Raw genomic sequence first — 15173 nt, 5'->3', positions numbered from 1 at the left:
GGCTTACTACACCCGCAAAATGAGTCAGGGAAAACGACACAATCAGGCGCTTATCGCCCTGGCGAGACGACGCTGCGACGTTCTGTTCGCCATGATGCGCGACGGGACTTTTTATACCCCGCAGGGGTCATAACATGCTTGACAACTTAATAGGGGCACCTCCCCGCATCCTTGTCCGCTTAACCGTTTCAGTCAGCCTATCCTTGATGAAACCGCGAGCAAAGATAGGTGATTACGTCATGGTTTTACAGAAAATTACAGAAAAAGGAGGCAATATCGGGTAAAGGCATTAGCCCGACGAATACGTCGGGCTACAAGTATTATTGTGCTGCAGGTGTTTTAGCGGGTTGTTGATCCACAGGTTCTAACTGGAAGACCACATCGACCTGATCATCAAACTGAATAGCGGCCTGCTCGTAAGTTTCCTGGGCAGACACCGGCGCGGCATCGGCTTTCATCATCCGCACCATTGGGCTGGGCTGATAGTTGGAAACATGGTAGCGCACGCTATATACCGGCCCCAGTTTACGATGAAAGCCGTTCGCCAGTTCCTGCGCCTGATGAATCGCGTTATCAATCGCTGCCTTACGCGCTTTGTCTTTATAGGCATCCGGCTGCGCCACGCCCAGCGACACTGAACGAATTTCGTTAAGACCCGCCTTCAGCGCGCCATCCAGCAAGGAATTCAGTTTGTCTAACTGACGGAGCGTGACTTCCACCGTTCTCACAGCGCGGTAGCCTTTCAGGATACTTTTACCATCCTGATAATCATAATCTGGCTGGGTGCGTAAATTCGCTGAGCTGATATCTTTTTTCGCGATCTGATTGAGTTCAAGGAAGGAAATGTATTGTGCGACGCGCTCATCTGCCTGTTTCTTGGCTGTAGCGGCATCCTTCGCGGCCACGTTAACTTCAATCGCAAGAGTGGCAATGTCTGGCACCGCATCCACACTTGCCGTACCGGAGGTGACAATATGCGGTCCATCCGGCAATTCGTTAGCCTGCGCTGCCATCCCGCTAATACCCATTAATGCCGCTAGGGCGATAACTTTGAACTTCACGTTAGTCTCTCCGTGTTAATTGACTTGCCCAAAATTCAGGACCTCTGGAGGCAAGCTTAGCGCCTCTGTTTTATTTTTCCATCAGATAGCGCCTAACTGAACAAGGCTTGTGCATGAGCAATACCGTCTCTCGCCAGCTGCAAGGCTATAAACCACATGACACATCCCACTACCAGATTGATAATGCGCTGTGATTTTGCCGTGCGCAGGCGCGGTGCCAGCCAGGCTGCGAGAATAGCCAGACCAAAGAACCACAGGAAAGAGGCGCTAATTGTCCCGAGCGCAAACCAACGTTTTGGTTCGACGTCAAGCTGCCCGCCAAGGCTGCCCAGTACAACAAAAGTATCCAGGTAAACATGCGGATTCAGCCAGGTCACTGCCAACATGGTGGCGATAATTTTCCATCTGCCTTGCTTCAGGACTTCGGCACTAGCTAACTCAATATTACTACTCATCGCTGTTTTAAAAGCGCCAAAACCATACCAGAGCAAGAAGACTACGCCGCCCCAGGTGACCAGCGCCAGCAACCACGGCGACTGCATCAATAACGCGCTACCACCAAAAATCCCCGCGCAAATCAGGACCAAATCGCTGATAGCGCAAAGTAAGGCAATCATAATGTGGTACTGACGACGAATGCCCTGATTCATCACAAAAGCATTTTGTGGGCCGAGCGGCAGAATCATAGCTGCCCCAAGAGCAAGACCTTGAAAGTAATAAGAAAACACGTTGGATATTCCGAATTAAGTATCTGATGCAGAGACTATATCGCGGGATTGTTATTAGCGGAAATTGATAATATTAATTGGCAATCAGAATAACTAATAAGAGAGAGGCCAGAGAGTATTATCTGGCCTCAGCGTTGATTACGCAGCTTTGTCTTCTTTCACCCGCTTAAAGTTCACATCCATTTGCGGGTACGGGAAGCTGATACCGGCGGCATCAAATTCACGTTTAATACGCTCCAGCACATCCCAGTACACGTTTTGCAGATCGCCGCTGTTGCTCCAGACGCGGACCACGAAATTAATCGACGATGCACCAAGTTCGTTCAGGCGCACAGTCATTTCGCGATCTTTCAAAATGCGATCTTCAGACTGGATAATATTGGTCAGGATCTGCTTAACCTGATCGATATCGGAATCATACGCCACGCCAATAATAAATTCGTTACGGCGAACTGGCTCGCGGGAGAAGTTAATAATATTTCCGGCAATAATTTTACCGTTCGGAATAACGATAATTTTACCGTCTGCAGTACGCATGGTGGTGGAGAAAATCTGCACACTCAGCACAGTACCGGCTACGCCGCCGAGGTCAACATATTCTCCGGCACGGAACGGTCGGAACATGACAAGTAACACGCCAGCGGCCAGGTTAGAAAGTGACCCCTGCAAAGCCAGACCAACAGCTAAGCCTGCGGCACCGAGTACAGCAATGACTGACGCTGTTTGTACACCCACGCGTCCCAGGGCAGCGATTAGCGTAAAGGCGATAATACCGTAACGGACTAATGCAGAAAGAAAATCAGCAACAGTGGCATCGATTTTACGGGAGATCATCAGGCGATTCACCGCGTTGGAAATCATCCGCGCGATAATCAAACCAACGATGATGATCGCGAGTGCCGCCACGATGTTTACTGCATAACTTAGCAGCAGCGCCTGGTTAGCTACCAGCCAGCTTCCCGCGCCGTTTATGCTATCGACAACATTCAAATCTTCCATTCAATATTCCTTTTCAACTGACTCAAAATGGAGAAATACACTCCGCCGCCTTATGACGGGCAGTCTGACAAGGGTAAACAATAAAGCATAATTTTGCCAAATAGATCACAGATTTCTCATCTGAATCACCTTGCTTTTGGCGAAAAAATCCCCGCAGAGCGGGGCTCAGACAGATATCAATGTGCGCTTTGTCATGCCGGATGCGGCGTGAACGCCTTATCCGGCCTACAAAAACCTGCAAATTCAATATATTGCAGGATACGTGTAGGCCTGATAAGCGTAGCGCATCAGGCAATTTTGCTTTTGGCGAAAAAAAGACCCGCAGAGCGGGCCTTGAGATAAGCAGAAAGGAATATCTTACAGAACGTCGATCGCGTTCAGTTCCTGGAATGCTTTTTCCAGACGAGCGATCATCGAAGTCTGACCGGCACGCAGCCATACGCGCGGATCGTAGTATTTCTTGTTCGGCTGATCTTCGCCTTTCGGGTTACCCAGCTGACCCTGCAGATAAGCTTCGTTCGCTTTGTAGTAGTTCAGAACGCCTTCCCAGGTTGCCCATTGGGTATCGGTATCGATGTTCATTTTCACTACGCCGTAGCTTACGGAGTCTTTGATTTCCTGAGCAGTAGAACCGGAACCACCGTGGAATACGAAGCTCAGGCTGTTGTGCGGCAGGTTGTGTTTCTTAGAAACATATTCCTGAGAATCACGCAGGATGGTCGGAGTCAGAACCACGTTACCCGGCTTGTAAACACCGTGTACGTTACCGAAGGACGCAGCGATGGTGAAACGCGGGCTGATTTTGCTCAGCTCGGTGTATGCGTAATCAACGTCTTCCGGCTGGGTGTACAGTGCAGAAGCGTCCATGTGGCTGTTGTCCACGCCGTCTTCTTCACCACCGGTGCAACCCAGTTCGATTTCCAGAGTCATGCCGATTTTGGACATACGCTCCAGGTATTTAGAGCAGATTTCGATGTTCTCTTGCAGAGATTCTTCAGACAGGTCGATCATGTGAGAAGAGAACAGCGGCTTACCGGTAGCTGCGAAGTGTTTTTCACCCGCGTCCAGCAGACCGTCGATCCACGGCAGCAGTTTCTTCGCGCAGTGGTCAGTGTGCAGGATAACCGGAACACCATAATGTTCAGCCATCTGGTGAACGTGATGCGCACCAGAGATCGCGCCCAGGATAGCAGCACCCTGCGGAACGTCAGATTTCACGCCTTTACCAGCGATAAAGGAAGCACCACCGTTGGAGAACTGAACGATAACCGGCGCTTTAACTTTAGCAGCAGTTTCCAGTACGGCGTTGATGGAGTCAGTACCGACGCAGTTTACTGCTGGCAGTGCGAAGTTGTTTTCTTTTGCTACCTGGAAAACTTTCTGTACGTCATCACCAGTGATTACGCCAGGTTTTACGAAATCAAAAATCTTAGACATGTCTCTTGTCCTGTATCGTCGGGCCTTATACTCATCATACTTCAAGTTGCATGTGCTGCGTCTGCGTTCGCTCACCCCAGTCACTTACTTATGTAAGCTCCTGGGGATTCACTCTCTTGTCGCCTTCCTGCAACTCGAATTATTTAGAGTATGAAAAAATGCGTGCTCTAAAAGCGCGCTGAAACAAGGGCAGGTTTCCCTGCCCTGTGATTTTTTACTTCTTAGCGCGCTCTTCGAGCATCGCTACTGCAGGCAGTACTTTACCTTCCACGAATTCGAGGAATGCGCCGCCGCCAGTGGAGATGTAGGAGATTTTGTCAGCAATGCCGAACAGGTCGATTGCTGCCAGAGTGTCGCCGCCGCCAGCGATGGAGAACGCTTCGCTGTCTGCGATAGCGTTAGCCACGATTTCAGTACCTTTGCGGAAGTTCGGGAATTCGAACACGCCAACCGGACCGTTCCACAGAATGGTTTTCGCATTCTTCAGGATTTCAGCCAGTTCCTGAGCGGAAGCATCACCGATATCCAGGATCTGCTCGTCAGCTTTCACATCGTTAACAGATTTCAGGGTAGCCGGTGCAGTTTCAGAGAACTCGGTTGCTACGCGAACATCAGACGGAACCGGGATGTTGCAGGTGGTCAGCAGACGTTTAGCTTCGTCAACCAGGTCAGCTTCGTACAGGGATTTACCCACATCGTGGCCTTGTGCCGCGATAAAGGTGTTAGCGATACCACCACCAACAATCAGCTGGTCAGCGATTTTAGACAGGGAGTCCAAAACGGTCAGTTTGGTAGATACTTTAGAACCACCAACGATAGCCACCATCGGGCGAGCAGGTTCTTTCAGTGCTTTACCCAGCGCGTCCAGTTCAGCTGCCAGCAGCGGGCCTGCGCACGCAACGTCAGCGAATTTACCGATACCGTGAGTAGAAGCCTGCGCGCGGTGAGCAGTACCGAATGCGTCCATTACGAACACGTCACACAGTGCAGCGTATTTTTTGGACAGGGTTTCGTCGTCTTTCTTCTCGCCTTTGTTGAAGCGAACGTTTTCCAGAACAACCAGTTCACCTTCAGCAACGTCAACGCCGTCGAGGTAATCTTTAACCAGACGAACCGGGTTAGACAGTTTGTCTTTCAGGTAGTTAACAACCGGCAGCAGAGAGAATTCTTCGTTGTACTCGCCTTCGGTAGGACGACCCAGGTGGGAAGTTACCATCACTTTTGCGCCTTGTTTCAGGGCCAGTTCGATGGTCGGCAGAGAAGCACGGATACGCGCGTCGCTGGTTACTTTCCCGTCTTTTACTGGTACGTTCAGATCCGCACGGATAAATACACGTTTCCCAGCAAGATCCAGATCGGTCATCTTAATTACAGACATGGTGAATCCTCTCGTTGATTCTAAAAGTTTTGCAGACGCTGCTTGCGTCTTACCTGAAAGCAACAGTAGCCATAGCTAACGTCGTGTCGAGCATTCGGTTAGCAAAGCCCCATTCGTTATCGCACCAGACCAACGTTTTGATCAGGTGTGCGCCACTGACCCGGGTTTGGGTGCCATCGACAATGGCACTGTGCGGATCGTGGTTAAAATCTACAGAGACCAACGGCAATTCCGTATAGTCAACTATACCATGAAATGCACCTTGTGCTGCTTTTTGCAGCAACAGGTTGACTTCATTGGCTTTTACAGGTTTCTTCACCGTCACGCTTAAATCGATTGCCGTCACATTTATGGTTGGCACACGTACCGCAATCGCTTCAAAGCGATCGTTAAATTGCGGAAAAAATCGTGTGATACCGGCGGCCAGTTTAGTATCGACCGGAATGATCGACTGGCTGGCTGCCCGGGTGCGACGCAGGTCAGGATGGTATGCATCAATAACCTGTTGATCGTGCATGGCGGAGTGAATTGTGGTCACAGTGCCGGACTCAATACCGTACGCATCATCTAACAATTTGATGACGGGAATTATGCAATTCGTGGTACAGGAAGCGTTAGAAACGATGCGGTGTTCCGCACGAAGTTGATCCTGATTGACGCCGTAAACAACGGTCGCGTCGAGATCGTTACTGCCAGGATGTGAAAAGAGCACTTTTTTGGCCCCGGCGGCAATATGCGCTTCGCCATGCTCGCGGGAGCCATATACGCCGGTGCAGTCGAGGACTACATCAACGCCAAGTTCACGCCAGGGGAGCGATTGCAGTGAACGTTCATGCAATACGCGGATGGCGTCATCACCAACAAAAAGTTGATCGCGTTCCTGTCGTACTTCCCATGCAAAACGGCCATGGCTGGTGTCATATTTCAACAAATGCGCCATGCCCGCAGCATCCGCCAGTTCGTTGATTGCCACCACGGTAATTTCCGCCCGGCGTCCGGATTCATACAAAGCACGAACCACATTACGCCCGATGCGACCGAAGCCATTTATCGCTACGCGTACGGTCATAGATCTCCTGCAAGGTTTTCCCTGAGCAAATTTGCCAGACAGAGTAATCCAGCAAATCGTCCGGGGAAACCTTACCTGTCGCAAACTGCGACTGATTGGTTAATTGTCGAACATTTAATCGACTGAAACGCTTCAGCTAGGATAAGCGAAACGTGGAATAAAAGGAATGATTGTCCAGTCAAAGAAAGCAATTATCTGACTTACGTCACGTTTTCAGCCCCGCCCCTGTGGAATTTATTCCACTTTGCAGAATCACGAATAAGCGTAGCAAAATCTTTTCGTTGTGCCGTCACAAACCCTGACTTATATCAGAATATGACTGATGCAGCGTCGATATTATCCGCAATACGTCCGAGTTTCGGAGTACTCCAATGATGACATTGCCCTACCCATATTCTTCCTCCGCACGCTTTTACGCACTGCGCCTCCTCCCCGGGCAGGAAGTTTTTTCCCAGCTACACGCTTTTGCACAGCAGCATCAACTTCATGCCGCCTGGATTGCAGGCTGTACCGGTAGCCTGACTGACGTCGCCTTGCGCTATGCCAGGCAAGAAGGCACCACGCTCCTGAACGGTAAATTCGAAGTGATCTCACTAAACGGCACGCTGGAACAGAGTGGTGAGCATCTTCATCTCTGCGTTTCCGATCCACACGGCACGATGCTTGGCGGTCATATGATGCCCGGCTGTACCGTGCGGACCACGCTTGAACTGGTGATCGGTAGCCTTGAGGAACTGGCGTTTAGCCGCCAACCTTGCGCGCTTTCTGGTTACGACGAGTTGCATATTTCCCCCGTTAAATAACTACTTTCAAAGAGGTTTTCTTATGGCGCGTAGCCACTTTTCCAGTCAGGCACTGGTGTTGATCGTTATATCTATCGCCATCAATATGATCGGCGGGCAACTGGCCAGCATGGTCAAATTACCTATATTTCTCGACTCCATCGGCACACTTATTAGCGCGGTACTGCTTGGTCCGGTGATCGGAATGCTGACCGGCTTACTGACCAATTTACTCTGGGGATTGCTGACCGACCCGATCGCCGCCGCATTTGCACCCGTCGCGATGGTCATCGGCCTGGTCGCCGGTTGGCTGGCGCGAGCGGGTTGGTTTCGCACCCTGCCAAAAGTCGTTGTCAGCGGCGTGATTATTACGCTTGCGGTAACGGTCGTCGCTGTACCGCTGCGTACTGCGCTGTTCGGCGGTGTCACCGGTAGCGGAGCCGATTTGTTCGTTGCCTGGATGCACTCGATGGGGCAAAACCTGGTGGAGTCGGTGGCGATTACGGTGATAGGCGCGAACCTGGTCGATAAAATTCTTACAGCGGTGATTGTCTGGCTTTTACTGCGCCAGCTGCCGATTCGCACCACGCGCCATTTTCCGGCAATGGCTGCCGTGCGCTAAATGCATCCATTTACCTCATTAACACTGTGGGCATTGGCGGCCTGCACCACGCTTATCCTGCCCGCGCAGACCATTTTGCCGATCTATAGCGCGGCGACCTTTTTCTGCCTTATTGCGCTAAAGGCCACGCGGCGGCGGGCAAAATATGTCGTCTGGCTGATGTTCTCGCTGGGAGCCGGGCTGTGGCTGGTACACGGTGGCTGGCTACCAGAATGGCTAAGCGGCACGCCACGCTCGCCAGAACGGTGGTCGCATGCTATTACGCTCTGGTTGCGGATTCTGGCGATTGTTTCAACCTCACAGTTGTGGATGCAGTACGTCCCCGTGCAATGTTTTATTCGCGCTCTGTTTGCTTCTCGCCTGCCGCCAGGCGTCGCTTATCTGTTTGCCGGGCCGTTATTGGTCGTTGAGCAGTTAAAACGGCAATTAGCGATTATTCATGAAGCGCAGCGTGCCCGCGGCGTGCCGCTGGATGAGGGCTGGTATCAGCGTTTACGTGCGATGCCCGCGTTAATTATTCCGCTAACACACAATGCGCTTAACGATCTGGCTGTCCGTGGTGCGGCGCTGGATATGCGGGCATTTCGGATCCACAACCGACGAACAACGTTGTGGGCACCAGCCGATAGCACCCTACAACGCGTAGCGCGTTACACCATGATCTTGCTGATGCTGACAGAATTCGGAGCGTGGATATGGTTACGTTAGAACAGTTCCGTTATTGCCCGACACACTCAACGCATCCTCCGTTCTGTTATGACTTTCACTATGTCAAACCGGGGATGGTCGCCATCTTTGGTGACAACGGCAGTGGCAAAAGTACGCTGGCACAGCTGATGGCGGGCTGGTATCCGGACTTTCTGCCAGGAGAGATAACAGGCACGGGGACGCTCCTCGGTACGCCCATTGGGCATCTCCCGCTTAATGAACAATCCGCCACCATCCAGCTCGTCCAGCAATCGCCCTATTTGCAGCTCTCCGGCTGTACCTTTAGCGTGGAAGAAGAAGTTGCCTTTGGGCCAGAAAATCTGTGTCTTGCTGAAGCAGAGATTATGGCGCGGATTGATGCCGCCCTGACTCTGACCGAGTGCCAGCCGTTGCGCCATCGTCACCCGGCAACACTCTCCGGTGGAGAGACACAGCGCGTGGTCATCGCCTGCGCCATCGCGATGCAGCCAAAGCTCTTAATTCTTGATGAAGCCTTTAGCCGCCTGACGCCGCAGGCCAGCGAAATGCTGTTGCAGCGCTTACAACACTGGGCGTTTGAACGTGGTTTGCTGATTATTCTTTTTGAACGTCATTGCACACCTTTCCTGAACTACTGCCAGCAAGCGTGGCAATTGCAAAACGGAGCGCTCCAGCCACTATGTTAACGTTAAATCAGATATCTTATCGCTGGCCTGGCGCGGCAACGGATTGTCTTTGCGACATTTCTCTGCAACTCAAACAAGGTGAATGGTTGGCGCTGACCGGTGACAATGGCGCAGGGAAATCGACGCTGTTACGAGTAATGGCAGGTCTTCTTACGCCCACAGCCGGTACGGTTATGCTGCAACAACAGGCGATGAAAAACCTGAAAAACCGCCAGCGCGCGGCAAAGGTTGGCGTACTGTTTCAGGAAGCGGAAAACCAACTTTTTCACAGCACCGTCGCTGACGAGATCGCATTTGGTTTGAAACTGCAAAAATGCCCGGCGGATGAAATCACTCAACGTACCCATGCTGCCCTGCAATGTTGTCAGTTAGCAGACACTGCCAACTCGCACCCGTTGGATCTGCATAGTGCGCAGCGACGGATGGTCGCCGTCGCCTGCCTGGAAGCACTCTCTCCGCCACTATTACTGCTGGACGAGCCGAGTCGGGATTTTGACGAAAATTGGTTGAGCGTGTTTGAAAGCTGGCTGGAGAAGTGCCGCCAGCGAGGCACGAGCGTGGTAGCAATCAGTCATGACGCCGCATTTACCCGGCGTCATTTCTCTCGTGTGGTGCGACTGGAAGATGGTGTAATCAGGAACGTTAATCCACCAGACGATATTCACCCGTAGCGGTCATCATTAAGGTCAAATTTGCAGGCAGACTCTCTTCCAGCACCCGGCGAACATTCGGCCCGTCGGTACGGTCATAAAAGGCTTCTGCATCTGCCAGCGATACCCCTCCCGCCAGCTTGCGCCCCACCAGATGCTCCCGCAACGCAGTAGCTGGCGCGTTGATAAAGATCGAGAAATCACAAAATTGCGCAAGCTGGCACCACTTCTCGTCGTCCAGCAACAACCAGTTTCCTTCGACGATGACGAGTGGTGCGGTAACGTGCAACGCATCTTCAACAGGATCATGCTTTTGTCGATCGTACTGCGGCCACGTACAATCCCCTTCCACCACCTGGCGCAGATTTTCCGCCAGTTTCGCAACGTCAAATGTCTCTGGTGCGCCTTTGAAGGGGCGCAATTGATGCGCGTCCAGCCAGCTATTGTAATGGTGAAAACCATCCATCGGGAGCGTCTGAATAGCGGGCAGCTCCGGGTCTTGTTGCGCGAGATATTCCCAGAAGGTGGTTAGGGTAGATTTACCCGTCCCCGGCGGAGCGCAAAGAAAAACCACCGTACGCCGCTGCGGATTTACCGTCTGTAAGGCCGCCAGCATACGCAGCAACGGTTTATGTACATTTTCAATCTCTTCGTTCTGGTACTGTGCCTGTATCTTCAGCCCATTCACCGTTAATTCAATTTTCACGGCGTTAATTCCTTTAAGATTGTCGTTACTGCCAGCGTCAGCGCCGTTTTGACCATCCCGCTAAAACGCGCCTCTGACCAGACGGCGAAATCGGCGAACTTCATCGCTTTCAACGCGTCATAGAGCATCGCATTGCGGGTTATGCTATTGACGTTGCTGATAAAATCCCAGGTCATGTCATCGGCAAATCCGGGCGTTTCATCCTGTTCGTTCAGGTAATGCCAGAACTGGGAAAAATGCGTGATATCGGCGTACAGCCATTTATCCATTTTCCCCAGCGCATAAATCAAACGCAGCGCAACATCAATATCGTCAAGCGGGCCGCTTTGGGCGAGTAACGGCTTCACTGCATATTCCACGATCTCTTCATCGTTATCGACAAACAGCGACGGCAGAAACTGGCGTATCCCCTGGAGCAAAATAGAATGCGCAGTTTTCATAAATGAAAATAAATTGTCCTGTGCATCCAGTTGCTCAAGCACATCATCTTCTGTCAGCTTCGCCATTGGTCTTCCGATAGATCACCATCAATGCAGGGAGTCTATTATATTACACGTTTGGTCCGCGCCGCCGATCAGTAATGTCTGCGTCCGCACCCCATTCGCCGTCTGTTGGATACCGTTCACCAACTCGCCGCCCGTCACGCCCGTAGCGCTAAAGAGGATATCGTTCCCCCTCACCAGTTCATCGAGCGAGTACACACGGTTAACGTCAACGCCCATTGCCTTGCAACGCTTGCTCTCCTGCTCTGCAATCTGCCGATTTTCCGTGTAATCCCCTTTAGCCTGACAAAAGTCAATCAGCTCGGCCTGCATATCCCCGCCTAATGCTTTAACGGCACAGGCAGAAATCACGCCTTCTGGCGCACCGCCGATGGTGTACATCACATCGTAAGGATTATCCTGCCAGCAGGTCAGCACGCTGGCGGCGACATCGCCATCCGGCAGGGCAAAAACCTTCACGCCCAGCTGTGTTGCTTCCTCAATCGCGGCACTCAGGCGCGGTTTATCCAGCGTAACCATGCGCAGCTTGTCCAGCGGTTTACCTAACGCCCGCGCCACGTTACGCAAGTTGTCCGCCAGAGGCAAAGACAGATCAATCACCCCGGCAGCCAGTCGATTAACAACCAGCTTTTTCATATACATATCGGGCGCATGTAACAGGCTATCCCGAGGGGCGAAAGCCATGACCGCCAGCGCATTGCTCTGCCCCATCGCCACCATCCGCGTGCCTTCAATGGGATCAACCGCGATATCGACTTCTGGCCCATCGCCTTTGCCCACCTCTTCGCCAATCCACAGCATCGGCGCATGGTCAATTTCTCCTTCGCCGATAACCACTCGTCCACGAAAAGCGACGTCGTTTAATGCCTGGCGCATCGCGGTGACCGCCAGGCCATCAATTTTATTTTTGTCGCCACATCCGGTTTGCGGCCAGGCAGCCAACGCTGCCTGTTCCGTAACGCGAAATAATGGCCACGCCAGGGACATCATTGCGCGGCCTCCCCGATATCAATGCCAAATTGTGCCAGCAGATATTTCTCGGCCTGTTCATTCCAGATGCCGTGCGTTTCCTCAACCAGCCGCGCCAACTCTTTAAATAGCGGATCGGTTTTGCCTTTTTCGGCAAAATCGGCAATGGCAGTGAGCGGCATGGTCACGCCGTTATAAATGAGTTTTTTACCGCCAGGGATATCCGGCAGATTGAGCACGGTATCTGGCACCGCATCCAGCCCACCGATATGCGTGACCATAAAGGACGGCTGCAACTGCCCCGTGGCGCTTAACGCAATCGCCTCTTTCATGTCGTCCGTTGAACCGCCGGATGTACCGACTACGTGCGTGCTGTTGTAATGGACGTTGTAGAAATTAAACGGCACTTTGAAGTTTTTATCCGTCGGCCCGGCAAAGAAGTTCAGACAGCCATCTTCCGCCAGTAATTCGTCAGCCATCTCAACGACAGCAGGCACCGCCGCATAAACAAAAATGTCATCGAACCCGACATCTCCTGTCAGCGCCCGCAGCGTCTGGACCGGATCGCTCATCCCTTTGGTATTCACATACACCAGCTCAATGCCTTTACTGGCCGCCAGATCCACCGGCAGCAGCTTCTGCACCTGCGCCAGGCGTTTGTCGTCGATATCGACCACCACCACCCGTGACGGTTGTATGCCACCGTTAATGGCGTAATCGATAGCGCCAATGCCCATCGGACCCGCACACGCCAGCAGTGCAATATTGCCGCCAGGTTTGACGCCCATGCGATGCTCATAAACATATTGCGTGGTGTGATAATTGGCATGATAAGCACCAATAATGCAGCACATAGGCTCTACCAGCGACGCCGCAGCAAAATAAGAGCCGTGATACGGTAATACGCAGCCCAAATTAATGGCGATTTCGGGAATAATCATATAGGTGGCGTTACCGCCAAAATATTCGTAGCTGTAGCCTGCTGAATATCCGCTTGGTAACCCCATCGCCGGTTGCAATACAAAACGCTGGCCTTTTTTATATTTGCCAGTGAGATTTTTACCCACTTCGACAATAACCCCGGCACATTCATGCCCGGTAATGACCGGATGATTTTCTAAATCGTCGGGTACGCGTTTATGTTCACTACCGAGTAACGCCGCTTTCCAGGTCGATAAACAGACGCTGTCAGAAATTACACTCACTAACAGTTCATTATCGGTAATTTCTGGCAGTTCAAATTCGCGCAGACGGACATCCCGCTTGCCATAAATAGCAGCAACTTTGGTTTTCATTTTTACCTCTGTAATCAGTGTTTATGTTCGGCGGTTAATTGATTAAATAAAGTGTCGAGTTTTGGATCGCCAATATAGTTATTAATCAATATCAGCGGTTTATCCGTCACACGTTTCACGCGCCCTTCCAGACTGGCGTGAGTGACGACGATATCGGCATCCGCAGGCACGTTTTCTATCGCGTAATGTTTTACTTCTATTGCCAGCCCCGCTTTTTCCAGGCGTTTACGGAAGGTGGTCGCGCCCATCGCACTGGAGCCCATCCCCGCATCGCAAACAAAGGCGATACGCTTAACCCTGCTTAACGAGAATGCACCCTCTTGTTTCATCGCCTTAACCGCATTGGCTGACTGAGCAAATTCATCTTCGCTCTCCGTTTCCACCGTTTTTTCCATCTTCAGTATCAGCGAAGTAATAGCAAAGGACACCAGGGTACCTACCGTAACACCGGCAATTGTCGCCAGGAACGAGCCTTTCGGCGTCAGTGCCAGGTAAGCAAAGATAGACCCCGGACTTGGGCCAGCCACCAGACCACCGTCCAGTAAGTTAAACATCCAGGTACCAGACATACCGCCCGCAATCATGGCAATAATAGTCAGCGGCTTCATCAGCACATATGGGAAATACAGTTCGTGGATCCCACCGAGGAAGTGAATAATCATCGCCCCGGGCGCAGAACGTTTACTCATCCCTTTACCAAACAAGGTAAACGCCAGCAGCAGCCCCAGGCCCGGACCTGGGTTAGAGGCCACCATAAAGAAGATGGATTTACCGTTAACCGAAGCCTGTTGCATTCCCAGCGGATAATAGACGCCCTGATCGATCGCATTATTAAGGAAAAGCACTTTCGCCGGTTCATTGATGACTGACAGCAGAGGCAGATAACCCGCATGTACCAGCGCCTCGATACACTCTTTGACGAAAGTATTGGCAATTAACACCGCCGGGCCGATCACTTCAAAACCCAGCAGACAAAGGAGCATCCCCGCGATACCTAATGAGAAGTTATTGATAACCATCTCAAAACCGGCAGGTATGCGTTTTTCCAGTGCCTTATCGACATATTTTATGACCAACCCACCGAGCGGCCCCATGATCATTGAGCCAAGGAACATCGGGATCTCTGCGCCAACGATCACACCAATAGTACCTATTCCGCCCATGACCGCCCCGCGTTTACCGCCGACCAGATGACCACCTGTAGAACCAATCATCACGGGCAATAAATAGGTAATCATCGGGCCGACAATTTTGGCGAAATGTTCGTTAGGCAGCCAACCGGTGGGGGTAATGACTCCAACTTACTGATAGTGTTTTATGTTCAGATAATGCCCGATGACCTTGTCATGCAGCTCCACCGATTTTGAGAACGACAGTGACTTCCGTCCCAGCCTTGCCAGATGTTGTCTCAGATTCAGATTATGTCGCTCAATGCGCTGAGTGTAACGCTTGCTGATAACGTGCAGCTTTCCCTTCAGGCGTGATTCATACAGCGGCCAGCCATCCGTCATCCATACCACGACCTCAAAGGCCGACAGCAGGCTCAGAAGACGCTCCAGTGTGGCCAGAGTGCGTTCACCGAAGACGTGCGCCACAACCGT

Annotated in this window: 15 protein-coding genes and 3 pseudogenes; 6 read left to right on the top strand and 12 right to left on the bottom strand. The window is 51.8% G+C overall.

Annotated features, from left to right (window positions below; genetic code table 11):
* A pseudogene (locus BGK49_RS29990) lies at nucleotides 1–133 on the top strand (IS110 family transposase); the annotation flags it as partial.
* Between the two features lie 187 nt (nucleotides 134–320).
* Here the strand turns inward: BGK49_RS29990 and BGK49_RS23435 are convergent.
* The 6 genes from BGK49_RS23435 to epd all read right to left on the bottom strand — a co-directional run bounded on the left by BGK49_RS23435 (nucleotide 321) and on the right by epd (nucleotide 6672).
* The gene (locus BGK49_RS23435) at nucleotides 321–1061 is read right to left on the bottom strand and encodes an oxidative stress defense protein (protein ID WP_000669834.1); all 741 of its coding nucleotides are present in this window, start codon (nucleotides 1059–1061) and stop codon (nucleotides 321–323) included.
* A 92-nt stretch (nucleotides 1062–1153) separates the two neighbouring features.
* Nucleotides 1154–1789 (bottom strand): arginine exporter ArgO, encoded by a 636-nt coding sequence (argO, locus tag BGK49_RS23430; protein ID WP_000493360.1) that lies wholly within the window; start codon nucleotides 1787–1789, stop codon nucleotides 1154–1156.
* A gap of 138 nt (nucleotides 1790–1927) precedes the next feature.
* Nucleotides 1928–2788 carry a small-conductance mechanosensitive channel MscS gene (mscS, locus tag BGK49_RS23425; RefSeq protein ID WP_000389818.1) on the bottom strand — a complete coding sequence of 287 codons (861 nt, stop codon included), beginning with the start codon at nucleotides 2786–2788 and terminating at the stop codon, nucleotides 1928–1930.
* Nucleotides 2789–3145: 357 nt separating this feature from the next.
* A complete protein-coding gene (gene fbaA / locus BGK49_RS23420) occupies nucleotides 3146–4225 on the bottom strand; it encodes a class II fructose-bisphosphate aldolase (RefSeq protein ID WP_000034377.1) in 1080 nt (359 codons plus the stop codon).
* Nucleotides 4226–4439: 214 nt separating this feature from the next.
* Nucleotides 4440–5603 (bottom strand): phosphoglycerate kinase, encoded by a 1164-nt coding sequence (pgk, locus tag BGK49_RS23415; protein WP_000111269.1) that lies wholly within the window; start codon nucleotides 5601–5603, stop codon nucleotides 4440–4442.
* A gap of 49 nt (nucleotides 5604–5652) precedes the next feature.
* Nucleotides 5653–6672 carry an erythrose-4-phosphate dehydrogenase gene (gene epd / locus BGK49_RS23410; protein WP_000218480.1) on the bottom strand — a complete coding sequence of 340 codons (1020 nt, stop codon included), beginning with the start codon at nucleotides 6670–6672 and terminating at the stop codon, nucleotides 5653–5655.
* A 371-nt stretch (nucleotides 6673–7043) separates the two neighbouring features.
* Between epd and BGK49_RS23405 the strand changes: the two genes are divergently transcribed.
* The 5 genes from BGK49_RS23405 to BGK49_RS23385 are packed head-to-tail and all read left to right on the top strand — an operon-like array spanning nucleotide 7044 to nucleotide 10120.
* Nucleotides 7044–7475: a PPC domain-containing DNA-binding protein gene (locus BGK49_RS23405; RefSeq protein WP_000988696.1), complete on the top strand. Its 432-nt coding sequence runs from the start codon at nucleotides 7044–7046 to the stop codon at nucleotides 7473–7475.
* A 22-nt stretch (nucleotides 7476–7497) separates the two neighbouring features.
* A complete protein-coding gene (locus BGK49_RS23400; protein ID WP_000124312.1) occupies nucleotides 7498–8076 on the top strand; it encodes an ECF transporter S component in 579 nt (192 codons plus the stop codon).
* On the top strand, nucleotides 8077–8784 hold the full coding sequence (locus BGK49_RS23395) for an energy-coupling factor transporter transmembrane component T (RefSeq protein ID WP_000553217.1): 708 nt from the start codon (nucleotides 8077–8079) through the stop codon (nucleotides 8782–8784). It abuts the gene before it with no gap.
* On the top strand, nucleotides 8772–9449 hold the full coding sequence (locus BGK49_RS23390; protein WP_046891642.1) for an ABC transporter ATP-binding protein: 678 nt from the start codon (nucleotides 8772–8774) through the stop codon (nucleotides 9447–9449). The genes BGK49_RS23395 and BGK49_RS23390 overlap by 13 nt, the downstream gene beginning before the upstream one ends.
* On the top strand, nucleotides 9443–10120 hold the full coding sequence (locus tag BGK49_RS23385; RefSeq protein WP_000956893.1) for an ABC transporter ATP-binding protein: 678 nt from the start codon (nucleotides 9443–9445) through the stop codon (nucleotides 10118–10120). Before BGK49_RS23390 ends, BGK49_RS23385 begins: the two co-directional genes overlap by 7 nt.
* Here BGK49_RS23385 and BGK49_RS23380 read toward each other — a convergent pair.
* From BGK49_RS23380 to BGK49_RS23355, 6 genes and pseudogenes are all read right to left on the bottom strand, one after another.
* A complete protein-coding gene (locus BGK49_RS23380) occupies nucleotides 10092–10805 on the bottom strand; it encodes a nucleoside/nucleotide kinase family protein (RefSeq protein ID WP_000687709.1) in 714 nt (237 codons plus the stop codon). The two genes, BGK49_RS23385 and BGK49_RS23380, sit on opposite strands and share 29 nt — an antisense overlap.
* A complete protein-coding gene (gene fumE / locus BGK49_RS23375; RefSeq protein WP_001096659.1) occupies nucleotides 10802–11311 on the bottom strand; it encodes a fumarase E in 510 nt (169 codons plus the stop codon). The genes BGK49_RS23380 and fumE overlap by 4 nt, the downstream gene beginning before the upstream one ends.
* A 21-nt stretch (nucleotides 11312–11332) precedes the next feature.
* Nucleotides 11333–12298 carry a class II fructose-bisphosphatase gene (gene glpX / locus BGK49_RS23370; RefSeq protein ID WP_000987291.1) on the bottom strand — a complete coding sequence of 322 codons (966 nt, stop codon included), beginning with the start codon at nucleotides 12296–12298 and terminating at the stop codon, nucleotides 11333–11335.
* Nucleotides 12295–13572: a zinc-binding dehydrogenase gene (locus BGK49_RS23365; RefSeq protein WP_000853236.1), complete on the bottom strand. Its 1278-nt coding sequence runs from the start codon at nucleotides 13570–13572 to the stop codon at nucleotides 12295–12297. The genes glpX and BGK49_RS23365 overlap by 4 nt, the downstream gene beginning before the upstream one ends.
* A 14-nt stretch (nucleotides 13573–13586) precedes the next feature.
* Nucleotides 13587–14858, bottom strand: a pseudogene (gene cmtA / locus BGK49_RS23360) (PTS mannitol transporter subunit IICB); the annotation flags it as partial.
* 15 nt (nucleotides 14859–14873) lie between these two features.
* Nucleotides 14874–15173: pseudogene (locus tag BGK49_RS23355) on the bottom strand (IS1-like element IS1X2 family transposase); the annotation flags it as partial.

The organism is Shigella sp. FC1544 (genome assembly GCF_001722145.1).
Classification (GTDB): domain Bacteria; phylum Pseudomonadota; class Gammaproteobacteria; order Enterobacterales; family Enterobacteriaceae; genus Escherichia; species Escherichia coli.
The sequence above is the reverse complement of the archived record's forward strand: the minus strand, read 5'-3'. Positions and strand labels throughout refer to the sequence as shown.

Coding starts and splice junctions, on each gene's coding strand:
- BGK49_RS23400 (WP_000124312.1), top strand. CDS start 7,498: ATGGCGCGTAGCCACTTTTCCAGTCAGGCACTGGTGTTGATCGTTATA.
- mscS (WP_000389818.1), bottom strand. CDS start 2,788: ATGGAAGATTTGAATGTTGTCGATAGCATAAACGGCGCGGGAAGCTGG.
- BGK49_RS23390 (WP_046891642.1), top strand. CDS start 8,772: ATGGTTACGTTAGAACAGTTCCGTTATTGCCCGACACACTCAACGCAT.
- fbaA (WP_000034377.1), bottom strand. CDS start 4,225: ATGTCTAAGATTTTTGATTTCGTAAAACCTGGCGTAATCACTGGTGAT.
- glpX (WP_000987291.1), bottom strand. CDS start 12,298: ATGATGTCCCTGGCGTGGCCATTATTTCGCGTTACGGAACAGGCAGCG.
- BGK49_RS23365 (WP_000853236.1), bottom strand. CDS start 13,572: ATGAAAACCAAAGTTGCTGCTATTTATGGCAAGCGGGATGTCCGTCTG.
- pgk (WP_000111269.1), bottom strand. CDS start 5,603: ATGTCTGTAATTAAGATGACCGATCTGGATCTTGCTGGGAAACGTGTA.
- epd (WP_000218480.1), bottom strand. CDS start 6,672: ATGACCGTACGCGTAGCGATAAATGGCTTCGGTCGCATCGGGCGTAAT.
- BGK49_RS23395 (WP_000553217.1), top strand. CDS start 8,077: ATGCATCCATTTACCTCATTAACACTGTGGGCATTGGCGGCCTGCACC.
- BGK49_RS23405 (WP_000988696.1), top strand. CDS start 7,044: ATGATGACATTGCCCTACCCATATTCTTCCTCCGCACGCTTTTACGCA.
- fumE (WP_001096659.1), bottom strand. CDS start 11,311: ATGGCGAAGCTGACAGAAGATGATGTGCTTGAGCAACTGGATGCACAG.
- BGK49_RS23385 (WP_000956893.1), top strand. CDS start 9,443: ATGTTAACGTTAAATCAGATATCTTATCGCTGGCCTGGCGCGGCAACG.